This is a genomic window from Dokdonia donghaensis DSW-1 (assembly GCF_001653755.1).
Taxonomy (GTDB): domain Bacteria; phylum Bacteroidota; class Bacteroidia; order Flavobacteriales; family Flavobacteriaceae; genus Dokdonia; species Dokdonia donghaensis.
Map to the genome: position 1 here is coordinate 2,325,033 of NZ_CP015125.1, position 14,483 is coordinate 2,339,515.

A 14,483-nucleotide genomic window follows, 5' to 3' on the forward strand; every position below is an offset into this window, starting at 1 on the left:
GACTTTCGGAGGTAATATCTAATTAGTAGATGCTTAGAGTTTTTCCTTTAAGTATGTACCGGTAAATGATTTCTTATTTTTTGCAACTTCTTCTGGTGTTCCGGCGGCTACGAGTTTTCCTCCATTTTTACCACCTTCTGGTCCCATATCAATAACATAGTCTGCACACTTTACGAGGTCCATATTATGCTCTACAACAATGATAGAGTGACCTTTTTCAATAAGAGCCTCAAAAGAAGCTAGGAGCTTTTTTATATCGTGAAAGTGAAGTCCCGTAGTAGGCTCATCAAAAATGAATAGCGTCTTATCCTTTGTAGTTCCTTTTACGAGAAAGCTTGCAAGCTTTATACGTTGTGCCTCACCACCAGATAGGGTAGAAGAGCTCTGTCCTAAAGTAACATACCCTAAGCCTACATCTTGAAGTGGCTTTAATTTACGTGTTATTTTTGCCTCATTGTGTTCTGTAAAAAATGACACCGCATCGTCAATAGTCATCGTGAGGATATCGTCTATATTTTTACCATTAAAAGTTACCTCAAGCACTTCTTTTTTAAATCTCTTGCCCTTACACGTCTCACATACAAGGTGCACATCTGCCATAAATTGCATCTCAATGGTGACCTCGCCTTCACCTTTACAAGTCTCACAGCGACCACCATCTACATTAAAAGAAAAGTGCTTTGCTTTGTAATTTCTTATTTTACTAAGCTTTTGACTTTCAAATAGTTTTCTAATGTCATCGTATGCTTTGATATAAGTTACTGGATTTGATCTAGAAGACCTTCCTATTGGGTTTTGATCTACATACTCTATGGTTTTTATGTTATCATAATTACCTGTGAGCTTTGTAAACTGTCCTGCTTTCTCACCATAACCTCCTATTGCTTTAAGCATAGCAGGGTAAAGAATCTTACGCACAAGAGTAGACTTACCACTTCCAGAAACACCTGTAACAGCCGTAAAAACTCCTAGAGGAAAACGTACATCTACATTTTTAAGATTATTTTCTCGAGCACCTATAACCTCTGCATAGTATTTTGAAGTTTTACGCTTTTTAGGCACCTCTATTTCTAATGTTCCATTTAGATATCCTGCCGTGAGTGACTCACTTTTAAGTATATCATCATAGTCACCTACTGCAACTACGTCACCCCCAAAGGTTCCTGCTTCTGGGCCTATATCTATTATGAAGTCTGCTTGTTTCATAATATCCTCATCGTGCTCTACTACGATGACTGTGTTGCCTAAATCTCTTAGAGATTTAAGGACCTCTATGAGTTTTTCTGTATCTCTAGGGTGTAAACCTATGCTAGGTTCATCAAGAATATACATAGAGCCTACAAGGCTACTACCTAATGATGTGGCGAGGTTAATACGTTGTGACTCACCCCCAGAGAGTGTGTTAGATTTTCTATTAAGTGTGAGATAGTTGAGTCCTACTTTTTGTAAAAACTGTAACCTACTTTTTATTTCTGTAAGTAATCGCTTTGCTACCGTAGTATCATATTCATTAAGCGTTAATCCATTAAAAAAATCTTCTACTTCGTTAAGTGGTAACTCTACAAGGTCTACAATGTTTTTTCCTCCTATCTTCACGTAGGTTGCCTCTGGGCGCAGGCGCTTACCTTTACAGGTATTACACTTGGTCTTACCGCGGTAACGAGAGAGCATCACCCGGTTTTGTATTTTATAAGCTTTAGACTCTAAGAATTTAAAGAACTTGTTGAGTCCGTCAAAGTGTGTATTACCTTCCCAAACAAGCTGCTGCTGTTCTGGCGTGAGTTCAAACCAAGGTTTGTGTATAGGGAAGTCAAACTTATATGCACGATTAACTAGCTGGTCTCTGTAATGACTCATACTATCACCTCTCCAAGGAAAAATAGCATTCTCATACACAGAGAGTGCCGTGTTAGGCACTACAAGATCTTCATCTATACCTATTACATCACCATAGCCCTCACAAGTGGGGCAGGCACCATAAGGATTATTAAAAGAAAATAAATGTACATTAGGCTCTAAAAATGACATCCCATCTAGCTCAAACTTATTTGAGAACTGGCGTCGTGAGCCGTCTTCCATTTTTTCTATAAAGAGTGTTCCTTTACCTTCAAAAAACGCCGTTTGTATCGCGTCTGAGAGACGATTTACAAAATCTTCATCTTCTGGATTTGTGATGATACGGTCTACTACAAGTAGAATGTCTTTCGCTTTAAGCTTAGAACCTATTTCGGCTACTTCATCTAGGCGTTTTACTTCTCCTTTTACTTGTATACGAGCATATCCTTGTTGTAAAAGAGCTTGAAGTTTTGATTCAATTTTTCTTCCTTTTTCTAAGTGAATAGGAGCGAGAAGCAGGAGTTTTTCTCTTTTGGCGAAAGCCAAAATATACTTTACCACATCTGTAACGGTATCCTTTTTTACCTCATTGCCAGACACAGGCGAGTAAGTCTTGCCTATACGGGCAAAGAGTAATTTAAGATAATCATAAATCTCTGTAGAGGTACCTACGGTAGATCTAGGATTTGTGCTGTTTACCTTTTGCTCAATAGCAATAGCAGGAGCAATACCTTTTATATAGTCTACCTTAGGTTTATCTAGCCTGCCTAAAAACTGTCTGGCATATGATGATAAACTCTCTACATAGCGACGCTGTCCTTCGGCATAGAGTGTGTCAAAGGCTAATGATGATTTACCAGATCCAGAGAGTCCTGTGATGACCACAAGTTTGTTTCTAGGGATAACAGCATTAATATTTTTGAGATTGTGGAGTTTGGCACCCTTAATGATAATATTCTTCTTAGGATTTACATCCTCAACGTCTATAAGCATCGCAATTCTTTAGATATCTAACAAAGATACCGAAAGTGTAGTGCTATTAAAACCGAGTAAAGACGGGTTTTAAGATGTTTTAATTAAAATATTGTGTAAATACCCTATTTTTTAAGAAAGGTTAACATAATTATTATATATTTACCGTTATAAACACAAAAACAAACTGCGTATAGCATAATACTACTTTATAAAATTTTGGGCTAGAATGGAAGTTCTAGCAATTTTAATCTACAAAGTGGTACTTATGAAAAGTGTTTTAGTTACAGATGCTACGCTCGTTAGCAATTACATCAAAGGAGATGAAAAATCATTAGCTATGCTTATCGCAAGGCATAAACAACGTATATATAGTTTTATATACTCAAAGGTGTATGATCGCGATATCTCTGAAGATATTTTTCAAGATACTTTTATTAAAGTCATTAAAACGCTTAAAAAAGGTAAGTATAATGAAGAAGGTAAATTTTTACCTTGGGTAATGCGTATTGCTCACAATCTAGTGATAGACCACTTTAGACGCAATAACCGTATGCCTAAATTTGATAACACAGGTGAGTTTTCAATATTTTCTGTACTAAGTGATAATAGTCTTAATGCTGAGAAGCAAATGGTACGTGATCAAGTAAACAGAGATGTAAAACGTATCATTGAAGAGCTACCAGAAGATCAAAAGGAAGTACTTAAAATGCGTATTTACCAAGAGATGAGTTTTAAAGAAATCTCAGAGCGCACGGGAGTTAGCATTAATACTGCACTGGGAAGAATGCGTTATGCATTGATCAATTTGAGAAAAGTGATTGATACAAATAACATAGTTTTAACAAATTAACATAATAAGCCATACTTTTTTGCGTTCTTGATAAGAACCAAAGAAAATCCGAATGGCAAAACTTTACTCTAAACCTTCGTCAGGTAATAAAAAGACGAACCCATATGAACCAAAACAAGAGACTGTAGATTATCTCTTGAACTACTCTAAGGCTTTAAGTGTTATACATTATAAATCGATGAAGTTTGAAGCACTCATCAACTAAACTTTGAGAAAACTCCGACTAGTCATCGGGGTTTTTTTATGGGTTTTGAGTACGCTTTCGCGAAAGCGTAAAACTTATTTCTTCTTCCTTCTTTTGGCCATCATTTTTTCATAGTCTGCAAGTACTGTCTTACGGCCTATGGTTTTTGTAATGATATCCTTTTCTAAGTCCCATCCTCTAGCAGGTGAGTAATCACGGCCGTACCAAATGATTTGGAGGTGAAGATCATTCCAGAGATGTTCTGGAAATAGGCGCTTTGCATCTTTTTCTGTTTGCACCACATTTTTACCATTTGTAAAACCCCAACGGTACATAAGTCTATGTATATGTGTATCTACAGGAAAAGCTGGTATACCAAAGGCTTGAGCAACAACAACACTTGCAGTTTTATGACCCACTGCAGGAAACTCTGTAAGCTTCTCTATGCTAGCAGGCACAACACCATTATATTTTTCTATAAGCATTTGTGACAATCCGTGTATACCTTTTGCCTTCATAGGTGATAGTCCTACGGGCTTTATAATCTCTCTTATTTCTTCTACGGTAAGTTTTACCATATCATAAGGATTATCTGCCACCTCAAATAGTAGTGGTGTAATCTGGTTTACTCGCACATCTGTGCTCTGTGCACTCATAAGTACGGCTATAAGAAGCGTGTAGGGATCTTTATGATCTAGAGGAATAGGGATTTGAGGATAAAGATCTTGTAGTGTATCTATAGTGAAGTCAACCTTTTCTTGCTTAGTCATTGCTTTATTGAGAATTTATAGCACCTTAAAAGTGTATTTCTTTTTGTTAATAGAGATAACTCGTAACTTTATAAAAGTGATGGTCTTTATGAGATGATCCTATTGTTATGTAAAGGTAATTAACCATTGTGAGATGTGAAATGAGATATCGCATCCACAATAAATTTTAAATTGAAGATGAATACATTAGAAGTAGGGGATAAGGTCCCAGATTTTACTACAACAGATCAAGATGGAAATAGCGTAAGCCTTTCTGATTTTAAAGGGAAGAAGCTTATTGTATTTTTTTATCCTAAGGCTAGTACACCTGGATGTACGGCAGAGGCTTGTAATCTTAGAGATAATTATAAGGAACTACAAGACCAGGGCTACCACCTAATAGGTGTAAGCGCAGATTCTGAGAAGCGCCAGAAGAATTTTGCAACTAAGTATGAGTTTCCTTTCCAGCTTCTTGCAGATGAAGACAAGACGGTGATAAACGCCTTTGGCGTATGGGGACTTAAAAAGTTTATGGGTAAAGAATATGACGGCATACACCGTATGACCTTTAAGGTAGATGAGGAAGGTGTAGTTACAGATGTTATCAAAAAAGTAAAAACCAAAGATCACGCTGCTCAACTGCTAGATGCTTAACAAGTGAATTAAAATCAAAAAAAGCCTTAAGTTAAATACTTAAGGCTTTTTTTTATTGCTATAATGTTGATACTATTTATCTGCTTCTAGTAATGCAGATGGTTGATAACCAAATAGGTTACGAGACTTTATAAGTTCAGAAACGCCTTCTGGTAGCATTTCTTCCCATCCTTTTTCACCATCAGAAATCATACGTAATACTTCTCTAGAGAATATATCTGTGATTGCTGGGTCATAATTTTCTATATCTAGTACTTTACCATTAAGCTTAAAGAACTTGTAAAGCTCCTTCATACGTGGGTGTACCTTAAGATTATCGCTTGTAGTGTACTCTCCAGTTTTAGAATCTTTCATAGGGTATAAGAATACCTTAAGATCTTTAAAGAATAATTTTCCAAAAGCCTCTAGTATACCTCCACTCAAGTGACGATAGTAGCTTGTGTCAAATATATCTATGAGATTGTTTACGCCCATTACTAGACCCATACGCTCTTTTGTATAGTTTGAGAAATACTCAACTACACGATAATACTCTTTAAAGTTTGAGATCATCACTGTTTGCCCTAGTGAGCCTAACAGTCTTGCTCTTGCCATAAAATCCTCTTCATCTATATCTCCTTCTGCACGGAGGTTTGATAAGGTAATTTCAAAAATGGCCTCTGTCTTCTTCTCATTAACACGGTTTGCTTCTACAAACATTTTATATGCTTTCTCAAACATATCCATATTAACCTTAGTAACTGGTCTAAAGCTACCACGTAGGGCTAGAACGTTTTTCTTGTAAAGTAAAGCTGCTGGTAAAATGTTGTTACCTTTTGCATCAAACATTACGGCCTCTGTCATACCATTCTTTACAAGTTGTAAACTCATAAGACGGTTATCTACGTGTTCAAACTGTGGTCCAGAGAAGTTTATCGTGTCTATCTCTATTTGATCTTGATCTATGTGATCGTATAGATAGCGTAATAAGTTTTTAGGATTATCGTGCTTGTAAAAAGCACCATAAATAAGGTTTACACCTAGTGTACCTAAAGTTAACTGTTGTAAACGAGCATCATTTTCGTGAAAACGAACGTGTAAAATAATCTCATTAAACTCACCTTCTGGAGAGATTTGAAAACGTATACCTACCCATCCGTGTCCTTTATACTTCTTTGCAAAATCTATGGTAGCAACCGTATTTGCATACGTAAAGAAGATTTTATCTGGCTGTTTGTATCGAGATATACGGTCTTCTATAAGCTTCATCTCGTGAGAAAGCATCTTTTTAAGACGCTTTTCTGTCACGTAACGACCGTCATCTTCTACACCATATATAGCATCAGAAAAGTCTTTGTCATAAGCACTCATTGCTTTTGCAATGGTACCACTCGCACCGCCTGCTCTAAAAAAGTGACGCACAGTCTCCTGTCCAGCACCTATCTCTGCAAATGTTCCGTATATATTATTGTTAAGATTTACTCTAAGAACTTTATTCTTGAGGGGAGGTACCTTTTCAAAGTCTTTATCTCCTAAAATTGTAACAGCCATAGTATTGTTTTTTCCATCCTTTAATGGTTAACCAAAGATACAAAAAGGGGCTACTAGCCAAAAAAATAACTGTATTTTTGTGAGAGAATTATTAGCTATCACAGTTTCTTAATCTAGTTACACTTACGTGAAAATCACCTTTCTCGGTACCGGCACCTCACAAGGCATTCCTATTATAGGAAGCACGCATCCCGTGTGTCTTAGTGATGACCCACGTGATAAAAGATTGCGCGTGTCTGTGCTCATAGAGTGGGACAAGTATAACTATGTGATAGATTGTGGGCCAGATTTTAGACAACAGATGTTAAGTACGCTTTCGCGAAAGCGCACACCAGCAGGCGATCCTGCTCCTTTACACGGTATATTATTTACCCACGAGCACGCAGACCACGTTGCAGGGCTAGATGATATAAGACCTTTTGTATTTAGACAAGGTGATATGCCTATTTACGGACATAAAAGAGTGATTAAAAATCTAGAAGAACGTTTTGAATATATCTTCACTACAGAAAATAGATATCCCGGCGCGCCAAGTGTAACTTCTCACGAGGTTAAAAATAATAAGCCAATCTCTCTGGGTAATATAGCGGTGACCCCTATAGAAGCTTATCACGGCGATTTACAGGTATTTGGGTATCGGTTTGATAAAATTGCATATCTCACAGATGTAAAAACTATTGCAGATGAGGAGATAGCAAAACTGAAAAACCTTGAAATACTTGTTCTTAATTGCTTGCGTGAGGAGCCACACAGAACGCATCTTAACGTTGATGAGGCTCTATCTTTAATAGCTAGAATTAATCCAAAAAAAGCATATTTAACACATATAAGTCATCATCTAGGTTTTCACGCAGAAGCAGAAGCAAAGCTCCCCGAAAACGTTTACATAGCCTATGATGGCCTTACCCTAACTACTTAATTATGAGAAGAAATATATTTTTATACCTATTTTTATTTGCTGCATTATATATCATATTTCAATACATAAATAGTAGCAAAGGTCTTGAATATCAAGGTCGCAGAATAACGAAACTAGAGCAAAAGATAGCTAAGAAAGACTCTCTCTATAGCGCTCTGGAAGATAGACTTGCAAATACAGAGTATTTTACACTTTTAGGTAATGAAAACACAAAGGAATACTTTGATAATGACAACCTTGTTCTTGAAGATATAAAGCCAGCTATAGTAGATGGTTTATATGCAAAGAATACGGCAAAGGGGAATGATCTTATAAACTTTGTAGGTGATGGGAGACCTTTTCAGATCAATCGTGTACAGGTTTTAAACCACAGATGGATTATAGCCGACTTCTCAGATGGTAAAAAATGGGGAGAAATACTAGTTGAGTATTTTGTAAATGAAGATGGCTCTGTAGATTACAATCGTGTAGAAAGCTTAGTATATCCTAACTAAATTATACCTGCTCCTCAAGCCATTTTTTAAACTCATAAAAATTAGTAGGATGCACGCCGTGACCTACTGGAAACTCACTTAGAGTAGAGCTTATGCCTACTTTCTCAAGGTAAGGAGGTGTTTTGCGAGCAGCATCTATAGGTATGACTTGGTCTACCGTACCGTGTGAGTTGTATACATTGAGGTGCGCATAAGAGGGATTACTTTTAAGCTCAATGATGTCCTCATTAATATAGCCACTTAGACCTATCACATTTTTAATTTTTTCTGGATAGGTAAGTGCCACGGCATAACTAAGTATTGTTCCTTGACTAAAACCTAAAAGGGTTACATTATGCTTATCAAGATCATATGTTTCAATTGCTTCATCTATAAATCGGGCAATAAGATCTCTAGATTGACGTGCACCATCATTATCTGAAGATTTTACTCCATCTGGATCTATACTTATATGATACCACGCATTACCATATGGCTGCATTGCAATAGGTGCTCTGGCAGATATGATAAAATAATTTTTTGGTAACTCCTCTGCAAAACTAAATAAGTCTTCTTCATTACTTCCATAACCGTGAAGTAGGAGTAGTAGTGGTGCTTTATCACTAGAGGTGATGGTAGGCTTTTGTATAATGTGTTCTAATGACCGTGTCATAGGTATGTGTAATGCTAGTTATTGTTATTTCCTCCCAGTATATTCTGATAAAAAGAACCTACTAGAGGAACTAGTTGTCTTTTTCCTTGAAAGGCAGATATGATTCCATATAACCAGAGCGCAAAAAATAGCACCAAAAATCCACCAGATGCCATTGGTATATTCAAATAGCTAAGAGGAATCATTATTAAAAAATAGCTAAGGGTAAGCCCTAGCGATTGTCTTAAGTGAAAAGCGGCAAATTCATTTTTTGACTCACTATTCATAAAATAAGCTATGATAAGACCTACAAAGGTAATGTAGCTTACAACTGCAGCTGTTTTACCTTCAAATACTGTGTTTTCATCCATTAGTTAAGTACAACTTGATTATTTGCTATAATACCATAAACCTCACCTTTTACTTTCTTATTAAGAAATATGGCATTCTGAGAACTTGAGAGAATATCTTGTTTTGTAAATGTCTGGCTTCCCTTTGTAGAGAACAGTGTAAGATCTGCCTTAACTTGTTCTTTTACAGGGTTATTTTGACCTATAAATAGATTTCTTCCTGCTGTAAGTAGTGTTATAGCTCTTTTTTCTGAAACTATTGTAAGAAGTGCTTTAAAAGTAGCCTCTTGAGCTATTGCACCGTACATAGCATTATCAAACTCTACATTCTTACGTTCTACATCTAGCGGATTGTGGTCACTTGTAACAGTATCTATAGTTCCATCTTTTACTGCTGCTACAAGGGCCTCTACGTGTTCTTTGTTTCTAAGAGGAGGTAATACCTTATAACGTGTATCAAAATCTTCTATAAGATCATCTGTAAGACATAAATTATGAATTGCCACACTACAAGTAACGTTAAGCTTTTTACTTTTTGCCGCTCGTATTAATGCAACTCCTTCCTTTGTTGAGACTGTAGGAATGTGCAGTTTACCACCTGCATATTCTAGTATATGTAAATCTCTTGCTATTTGTAAACTTTCGGCTATAGTAGGTATACCCTTAAGGCCCACTCTTGTACTCATTACACCTTCATTTACCATTCCTTTACCAGCTATTTGCTGCTCTTGCGGAAATGACAATACAAGTCCATTAAATCCCTGAGTATATTGTAATGCAATTTTAAGGAGATTTGGGTTTTTGATAGGGGTCTGGTAATCGCCGAAGGCTACAGCTCCAGATTGTTGCATATCATATAACTCTGCAAGATCTACGCTCGCACTATTTCGCGTAAGCGCACCTATAGGATATAATGATGTTGCGTGTCCCTCTGCCATTTTTTTTACAAATGTTATGTCAGAGCTGGTATCTATTATAGGATATGTGTTTGGGTTAAGTGCAACACCTGTAAAACCACTACGAGCAGCTACATTAAGACCATTATCTATAGTCTCTCGCTCCTCATAGCCAGGCTGTCCCATACTCACGCTAGTGTCAAACCAGCCTTGCGAGATGTGTAAATCTTCTTTTTCAATTGTAGTTTCACCTTTAAGGCTCGCTAGTTTTTGACCTATTTCTATAATGAGTCCATCCTTAATCCTGATATCTTGTGTTGTGCCGTGGTAGGAGCTCTCACTATCTATGATTGTGGCGTTCTTTATGAGTACTTTCATTTATAGAATTTTAAAATCAGGATTTCTAACAGTAGAAATAGTAAGGCAAAAATAATAAACCATTTCCAAAGAGATTGTACATTATCACTGCTCTCAAATTTGTCAAAAAGACTTTTAATTGAGGTATGGTAATTTTTATCATTATCTAGCTGTGCATATCGTAAGTTGCTTTCTGACCTGGTATAATTATAACTCACTTGCTGTAAAGTCGTTGTACTATACTGAACTTTATAATTACCAGCCACTTCTGGGCGCTGTGTTGTTGTGATCTGTACTCTACTGCCTTTAGATTGCTGTAATGGTATAAAATTATTTTCTTGAGCAGTGCTTTGCTCAAGTGTTATAACTTCATCATCTTGTAATACTAGTGGGATATCATAGGTGTTTGTAACACCCGTATTCATATATAGATCTGGGAGTTGCAAACTTTGTCTAGCCATATTATAAAAAGTAGGCACAATGAGTGGTGAACTTTTAAAATTTGAATTTTCTTGCGAAAGACTCCCAGAGAATGCATAGATGCCGTTTTGAGCAGTTAAAAAAGTTGATCCGTCTTGAAATTTTAAAATAGGATCGCCACCAGCTATAGCGTATGATTCACTTACAGATGGATATTGAAAATTATTAATTCTAGTATCAAAAACGTCTCTATAAATAGGGTGGTCATAATTGATTAATGTGACTAGTTGTTTTTCGTTTTGCTTTGCTGTAACCTGTAGAGAAGCTAGATTTTGAAGTGTTAGATTGTAAGCGTTTGGTGATGTGGTGCTATGAGGTATTATTGTGCAGATTCCTCCCGCTTTCGCGAAAGCGTCTATAACCCCAATAAGAGATGACGGAATATCTGTCACTTCATTTAAAATGACATAATTTGCCTCAGGAATCTTACTGTAATCTAAATCTTTGAGCGTGCTTGTGGTGTACTCAAACTCTGGGGCGGTAAAAATGCGTTGTAAGTAATTTGAATTACCACCATTAATAGCTAGCACACGTATAGGTCTATCTTTATTTATTGTAAAAAATAATGTGTTATCAAACTGTAATAAAGGATCATCTATAACCACGCGACCCTCTAAGCCATCTTCACTTTTTATTGTAAACAGAACACTTGTTGTGAGATCATCAATAAAGGAAGCCGTTCCTTTTGCTAGTAGCGTGTTTCCATTATAAAGAGATACAGCGGTATTAGTCTCTCTTTTTTCTAGTGTAGAGAGTAACACGGTAAGCTCTAGTCCCGAAGCTTTTCTTGCAGAAACATATATAGAATCAATGCTCACATTATTTTTTAGAACGGGTTGCAGCTGTATGTAGTTTTTTGAAACGTTTGAAGCAGGGAGTTGGTAAGGCGTTCCTTTTTCTTGATAATCTGAAATAAGGATGAGCCTTTTACTTGTGGAGGGGTCATTTGTAAACTCCTTTTGAGCTTTTAGTGTGACCGCCTCTTCAGAAAGTTGTGTAGCAGTAAAGGGGAGTTGTAGCAACTCATTTCTTATATCTTTTACTGTGGTGTTTCTATATGCTGCATTATTTGTGAGCAGGGTAAACTTTTGATCTTCTTGTAGGTTAGTAATAAGGTCTTGCGCAGCGGTTTTTAAAAGTTGACCAGAAGGGCCTTTTGCTTGCATACTATAAGAGTTATCAAGATAAATAATAGTCTCCTTAGGTAGCGTTGCTATATCAGATTGTGGTATAAATGGTTGAGCAAAAGCAAATACAATAGCTGCCAGTAATCCCATACGAGTGAGTAAAACAAGCCATTTTTTTATCGAATTACTTTTACGAGTTTGAGTCTTAATCTTCTTGAGGAAAGCAACATTTGTAAAAGCCTCAGTTTTAAACTTACGTAGTTGAAATAAGTGAACAATAATAGGGATAAGCAGCAAGAACAGGGCATAAAGTAGTTCTGGATGTCTAAACTGCATAAGGTTGTTCTGGTTTGTTCAAAAATAGATAAAAGACCCTTTATCGCCTAATAGTAAAAGTGAAAATACTTCCTTTACCCACAGTAGAGTCTAGAGTAATAGTACCGCCTAATGCTTCTACGAGTTTTTTTACGGTAGCAAGGCCCATACCTGTACCTTTATTACCATTGCGATCATTTGTTCCCATAGTTTTAAAAGGCTCAAAAATATGTGCCTGCTTATCTTCTGGTATACCCACACCGTTATCTGCCACAGAGATGCTATAAAAATCTTTAGTAATAGTGCCGCCTAAAGTTATCTCTGGATGCTCACTTGTGTTATACTTAACACCGTTATCTATGAGGTTTGATATAACTTGCTCAATAGCCACGACGGGTACTGCTTTAAGATCAATATTTTTATTAAGAGTGATAGTAACATCACTAGATTTGTGAAGGTTTTTTACCTCACTTACTATAGTATCAAGTGTAGCATCTTCTTTTGTCACGAGCAAATTATCTGCTCGATAATATTCAAGTAAGCCATCTATGTAGCTCCTCATAGATTTTGTAGACGTACTTAGATGTTCCATAAAGACTGTAAAGTCTTCATCATTATCTTCTGCATAATCTTCGGTGAGTAGGTTTACAAGACCTTCTATACTTGATAATGGTGATTTTAGATCGTGAGCAATAAGTCTTGCAAAGTCCTCTAGCCTATTATTGCGCGCTGTTGTCTCTTGTTGTGATTTCTGGAGTTCAATATTTTTTTTACGCGCCTCAAATAATAAAATAACTTGCTTTGCTAAACCTAGCAGAGCCTCTTGCTGTTTTTCATCTAGCGTTCTAGGCTTGTGATCATATACACATAAAGTTCCTAATGCGTAGCCATCTTGAGTTTTGAGAGGGACACCGGCATAAAATATTGCTTTAAAATCTTTTACGAGCGGGTTGTCTTGAAAACGCTCATCTACCCGAGCATCTTCTACTATAAAAATGGGGTTTTCTGTAAGAATAGCGTGTCCACAAAAAGAAATATCTCTTGGCGACTCAGAGAACTCAATACCTAATCTAGATTTTAAGAAATTTCTATCTGCATCAAGAAGCGTCACTAGTGAAATGGGAGTATCACATATATAAGAAGCTAGCTTTGTAATAGTATCATAAGCCTCTTCTGGTAATGTATCCAGTAACTCATAACTACGTAGCGCTTTGAGCCTTTCTTGTTCATTTATAGGTGGTACAGGTTTTTTCACGAGTATGGATAGTTACTAGTTATATTGCAAACAGATTTTGATGACTGTTTTCTAATAAATAAAGATAGATTAAAAATTTTCAAAAGCACCAAGTCCAAATAATGCAAAATCATATTTTACTGGATCTACGGGATCCATTTTTCTTAGGGCTTTATCTAGCTCGGCTAAGGTTTTACCATCATTTTGCTTTCGCGAAAGCAATCTAAGCTTCCTTGCAACATTGCTCGTATGTACATCAAGAGGGCAAGATAATAGGGAAGGGGAAATAGATTTCCAAATCCCGAAATCTACACCGGCTCGAGCATCTCGTATCATCCACCTTAAAAACATATTGATACGCTTTGCTGCCGAATTTTTGGAAGGATCACTTACGTGTTTTTGTGTGCGTGGTAAATGATCTACTTCAAAAAACACTTTTTTAAAATGTGTGATTGCAGGTTGCAAATCACCATTTGTAATTCCTGATAAAAATACCTGCTCTAGACCGCCGTGATGAGTGTAAATGTTTTTAAGTGCTCTTATAAACGTCTCAAAATCTATGCTATTAAACGTGCGATGTACAAACCCTTCAAAGAGGTGAGCCTGCTCTGGCGTGTAGTTTATTACAAAGTCGTGAGGAGCTTCACCCATTATCTCCATCATCTTTGTAGCGTTATTGATAATACTCTTTCTATTACCCCAAGCTATGGTAGCTGTTAGAAAAGCGGCTATTTCTATATCTTCTTTTAGATCAAATCTATGTGGGATTTGAATAGGGTCGTGAGGTATAAAGTCATTATTTTCATACTGTGCGGCCTTCTCGTCTAGAAAAATTTTGAGTTCCTTTTTGTTCATCTTCAGATTAGGGGTTGACCTTAATGGTGTATAAATTACCTCAAGCT

Annotated in this window: 13 protein-coding genes; 4 read left to right on the plus strand and 9 right to left on the minus strand. The window is 36.6% G+C overall.

Features of this window, described 5'->3' with window-relative positions:
- Positions 1 to 33: 33 nt before the first annotated feature.
- Complete coding sequence (gene uvrA / locus I597_RS10260) at positions 34 to 2,829, minus strand: excinuclease ABC subunit UvrA (RefSeq protein WP_035324823.1); 2,796 nt, start codon at positions 2,827 to 2,829, stop codon at positions 34 to 36.
- 247 nt (positions 2,830 to 3,076) lie between these two features.
- Between uvrA and I597_RS10265 the strand changes: the two genes are divergently transcribed.
- Complete coding sequence (locus I597_RS10265) at positions 3,077 to 3,661, plus strand: RNA polymerase sigma factor (protein ID WP_035328615.1); 585 nt, start codon at positions 3,077 to 3,079, stop codon at positions 3,659 to 3,661.
- A 279-nt stretch (positions 3,662 to 3,940) separates the two neighbouring features.
- On the opposite strand, the gene I597_RS10270 is transcribed toward I597_RS10265, so the two are convergent.
- Positions 3,941 to 4,615, minus strand: coding sequence for an endonuclease III domain-containing protein (locus I597_RS10270; protein WP_035324822.1), 675 nt, complete (start codon positions 4,613 to 4,615; stop codon positions 3,941 to 3,943).
- A gap of 177 nt (positions 4,616 to 4,792) precedes the next feature.
- Here I597_RS10270 and bcp point away from each other — a divergent pair, with 177 nt between their 5' ends.
- Entirely contained in the window at positions 4,793 to 5,248 is a 456-nt protein-coding gene (gene bcp, locus I597_RS10275) for a thioredoxin-dependent thiol peroxidase (protein ID WP_035324821.1), read from the plus strand.
- A gap of 72 nt (positions 5,249 to 5,320) precedes the next feature.
- Here bcp and I597_RS10280 read toward each other — a convergent pair whose 3' ends face one another.
- Positions 5,321 to 6,778, minus strand: a complete 1,458-nt coding sequence (locus I597_RS10280) for a hypothetical protein (protein ID WP_021779033.1) — start codon at positions 6,776 to 6,778, stop codon at positions 5,321 to 5,323.
- A 127-nt stretch (positions 6,779 to 6,905) separates the two neighbouring features.
- Here I597_RS10280 and I597_RS10285 point away from each other — a divergent pair, with 127 nt between their 5' ends.
- Entirely contained in the window at positions 6,906 to 7,697 is a 792-nt protein-coding gene (locus I597_RS10285) for an MBL fold metallo-hydrolase (protein WP_035324820.1), read from the plus strand.
- A 2-nt stretch (positions 7,698 to 7,699) separates the two neighbouring features.
- Positions 7,700 to 8,191: a hypothetical protein gene (locus I597_RS10290; protein ID WP_035324819.1), complete on the plus strand. Its 492-nt coding sequence runs from the start codon at positions 7,700 to 7,702 to the stop codon at positions 8,189 to 8,191.
- Position 8,192: 1 nt separating this feature from the next.
- On the opposite strand, the gene I597_RS10295 is transcribed toward I597_RS10290, so the two are convergent.
- From I597_RS10295 to I597_RS10320, 6 genes are all read right to left on the minus strand, one after another.
- On the minus strand, positions 8,193 to 8,843 hold the full coding sequence (locus I597_RS10295) for an alpha/beta hydrolase (protein WP_035324818.1): 651 nt from the start codon (positions 8,841 to 8,843) through the stop codon (positions 8,193 to 8,195).
- A gap of 14 nt (positions 8,844 to 8,857) precedes the next feature.
- Complete coding sequence (locus I597_RS10300) at positions 8,858 to 9,193, minus strand: DUF4870 domain-containing protein (protein ID WP_021779037.1); 336 nt, start codon at positions 9,191 to 9,193, stop codon at positions 8,858 to 8,860.
- Positions 9,193 to 10,446, minus strand: a complete 1,254-nt coding sequence (locus tag I597_RS10305) for a dihydroorotase (protein ID WP_035324817.1) — start codon at positions 10,444 to 10,446, stop codon at positions 9,193 to 9,195. The genes I597_RS10300 and I597_RS10305 overlap by 1 nt, the downstream gene beginning before the upstream one ends.
- Complete coding sequence (locus I597_RS10310) at positions 10,443 to 12,368, minus strand: BatA domain-containing protein (protein WP_035324816.1); 1,926 nt, start codon at positions 12,366 to 12,368, stop codon at positions 10,443 to 10,445. Before I597_RS10310 ends, I597_RS10305 begins: the two co-directional genes overlap by 4 nt.
- Before the next feature lie 40 nt (positions 12,369 to 12,408).
- The gene (locus I597_RS10315) at positions 12,409 to 13,602 is read right to left on the minus strand and encodes a sensor histidine kinase (RefSeq protein WP_035324815.1); all 1,194 of its coding nucleotides are present in this window, start codon (positions 13,600 to 13,602) and stop codon (positions 12,409 to 12,411) included.
- A gap of 69 nt (positions 13,603 to 13,671) precedes the next feature.
- Entirely contained in the window at positions 13,672 to 14,436 is a 765-nt protein-coding gene (locus tag I597_RS10320; protein ID WP_035324814.1) for a TIGR02757 family protein, read from the minus strand.
- Positions 14,437 to 14,483 lie beyond the last annotated feature (47 nt).

Excerpts from the sequence above, each read along its gene's own strand:
- uvrA (WP_035324823.1), bottom strand. The coding sequence starts at position 2,829 with ATGCTTATAGACGTTGAGGATGTAAATCCTAAGAAGAATATTATCATT.
- I597_RS10265 (WP_035328615.1), top strand. The coding sequence starts at position 3,077 with ATGAAAAGTGTTTTAGTTACAGATGCTACGCTCGTTAGCAATTACATC.
- I597_RS10270 (WP_035324822.1), bottom strand. The coding sequence starts at position 4,615 with ATGACTAAGCAAGAAAAGGTTGACTTCACTATAGATACACTACAAGAT.
- bcp (WP_035324821.1), top strand. The coding sequence starts at position 4,793 with ATGAATACATTAGAAGTAGGGGATAAGGTCCCAGATTTTACTACAACA.
- I597_RS10280 (WP_021779033.1), bottom strand. The coding sequence starts at position 6,778 with ATGGCTGTTACAATTTTAGGAGATAAAGACTTTGAAAAGGTACCTCCC.
- I597_RS10290 (WP_035324819.1), top strand. The coding sequence starts at position 7,700 with ATGAGAAGAAATATATTTTTATACCTATTTTTATTTGCTGCATTATAT.
- I597_RS10295 (WP_035324818.1), bottom strand. The coding sequence starts at position 8,843 with ATGACACGGTCATTAGAACACATTATACAAAAGCCTACCATCACCTCT.
- I597_RS10300 (WP_021779037.1), bottom strand. The coding sequence starts at position 9,193 with ATGGATGAAAACACAGTATTTGAAGGTAAAACAGCTGCAGTTGTAAGC.
- I597_RS10305 (WP_035324817.1), bottom strand. The coding sequence starts at position 10,446 with ATGAAAGTACTCATAAAGAACGCCACAATCATAGATAGTGAGAGCTCC.
- I597_RS10310 (WP_035324816.1), bottom strand. The coding sequence starts at position 12,368 with ATGCAGTTTAGACATCCAGAACTACTTTATGCCCTGTTCTTGCTGCTT.
- I597_RS10320 (WP_035324814.1), bottom strand. The coding sequence starts at position 14,436 with ATGAACAAAAAGGAACTCAAAATTTTTCTAGACGAGAAGGCCGCACAG.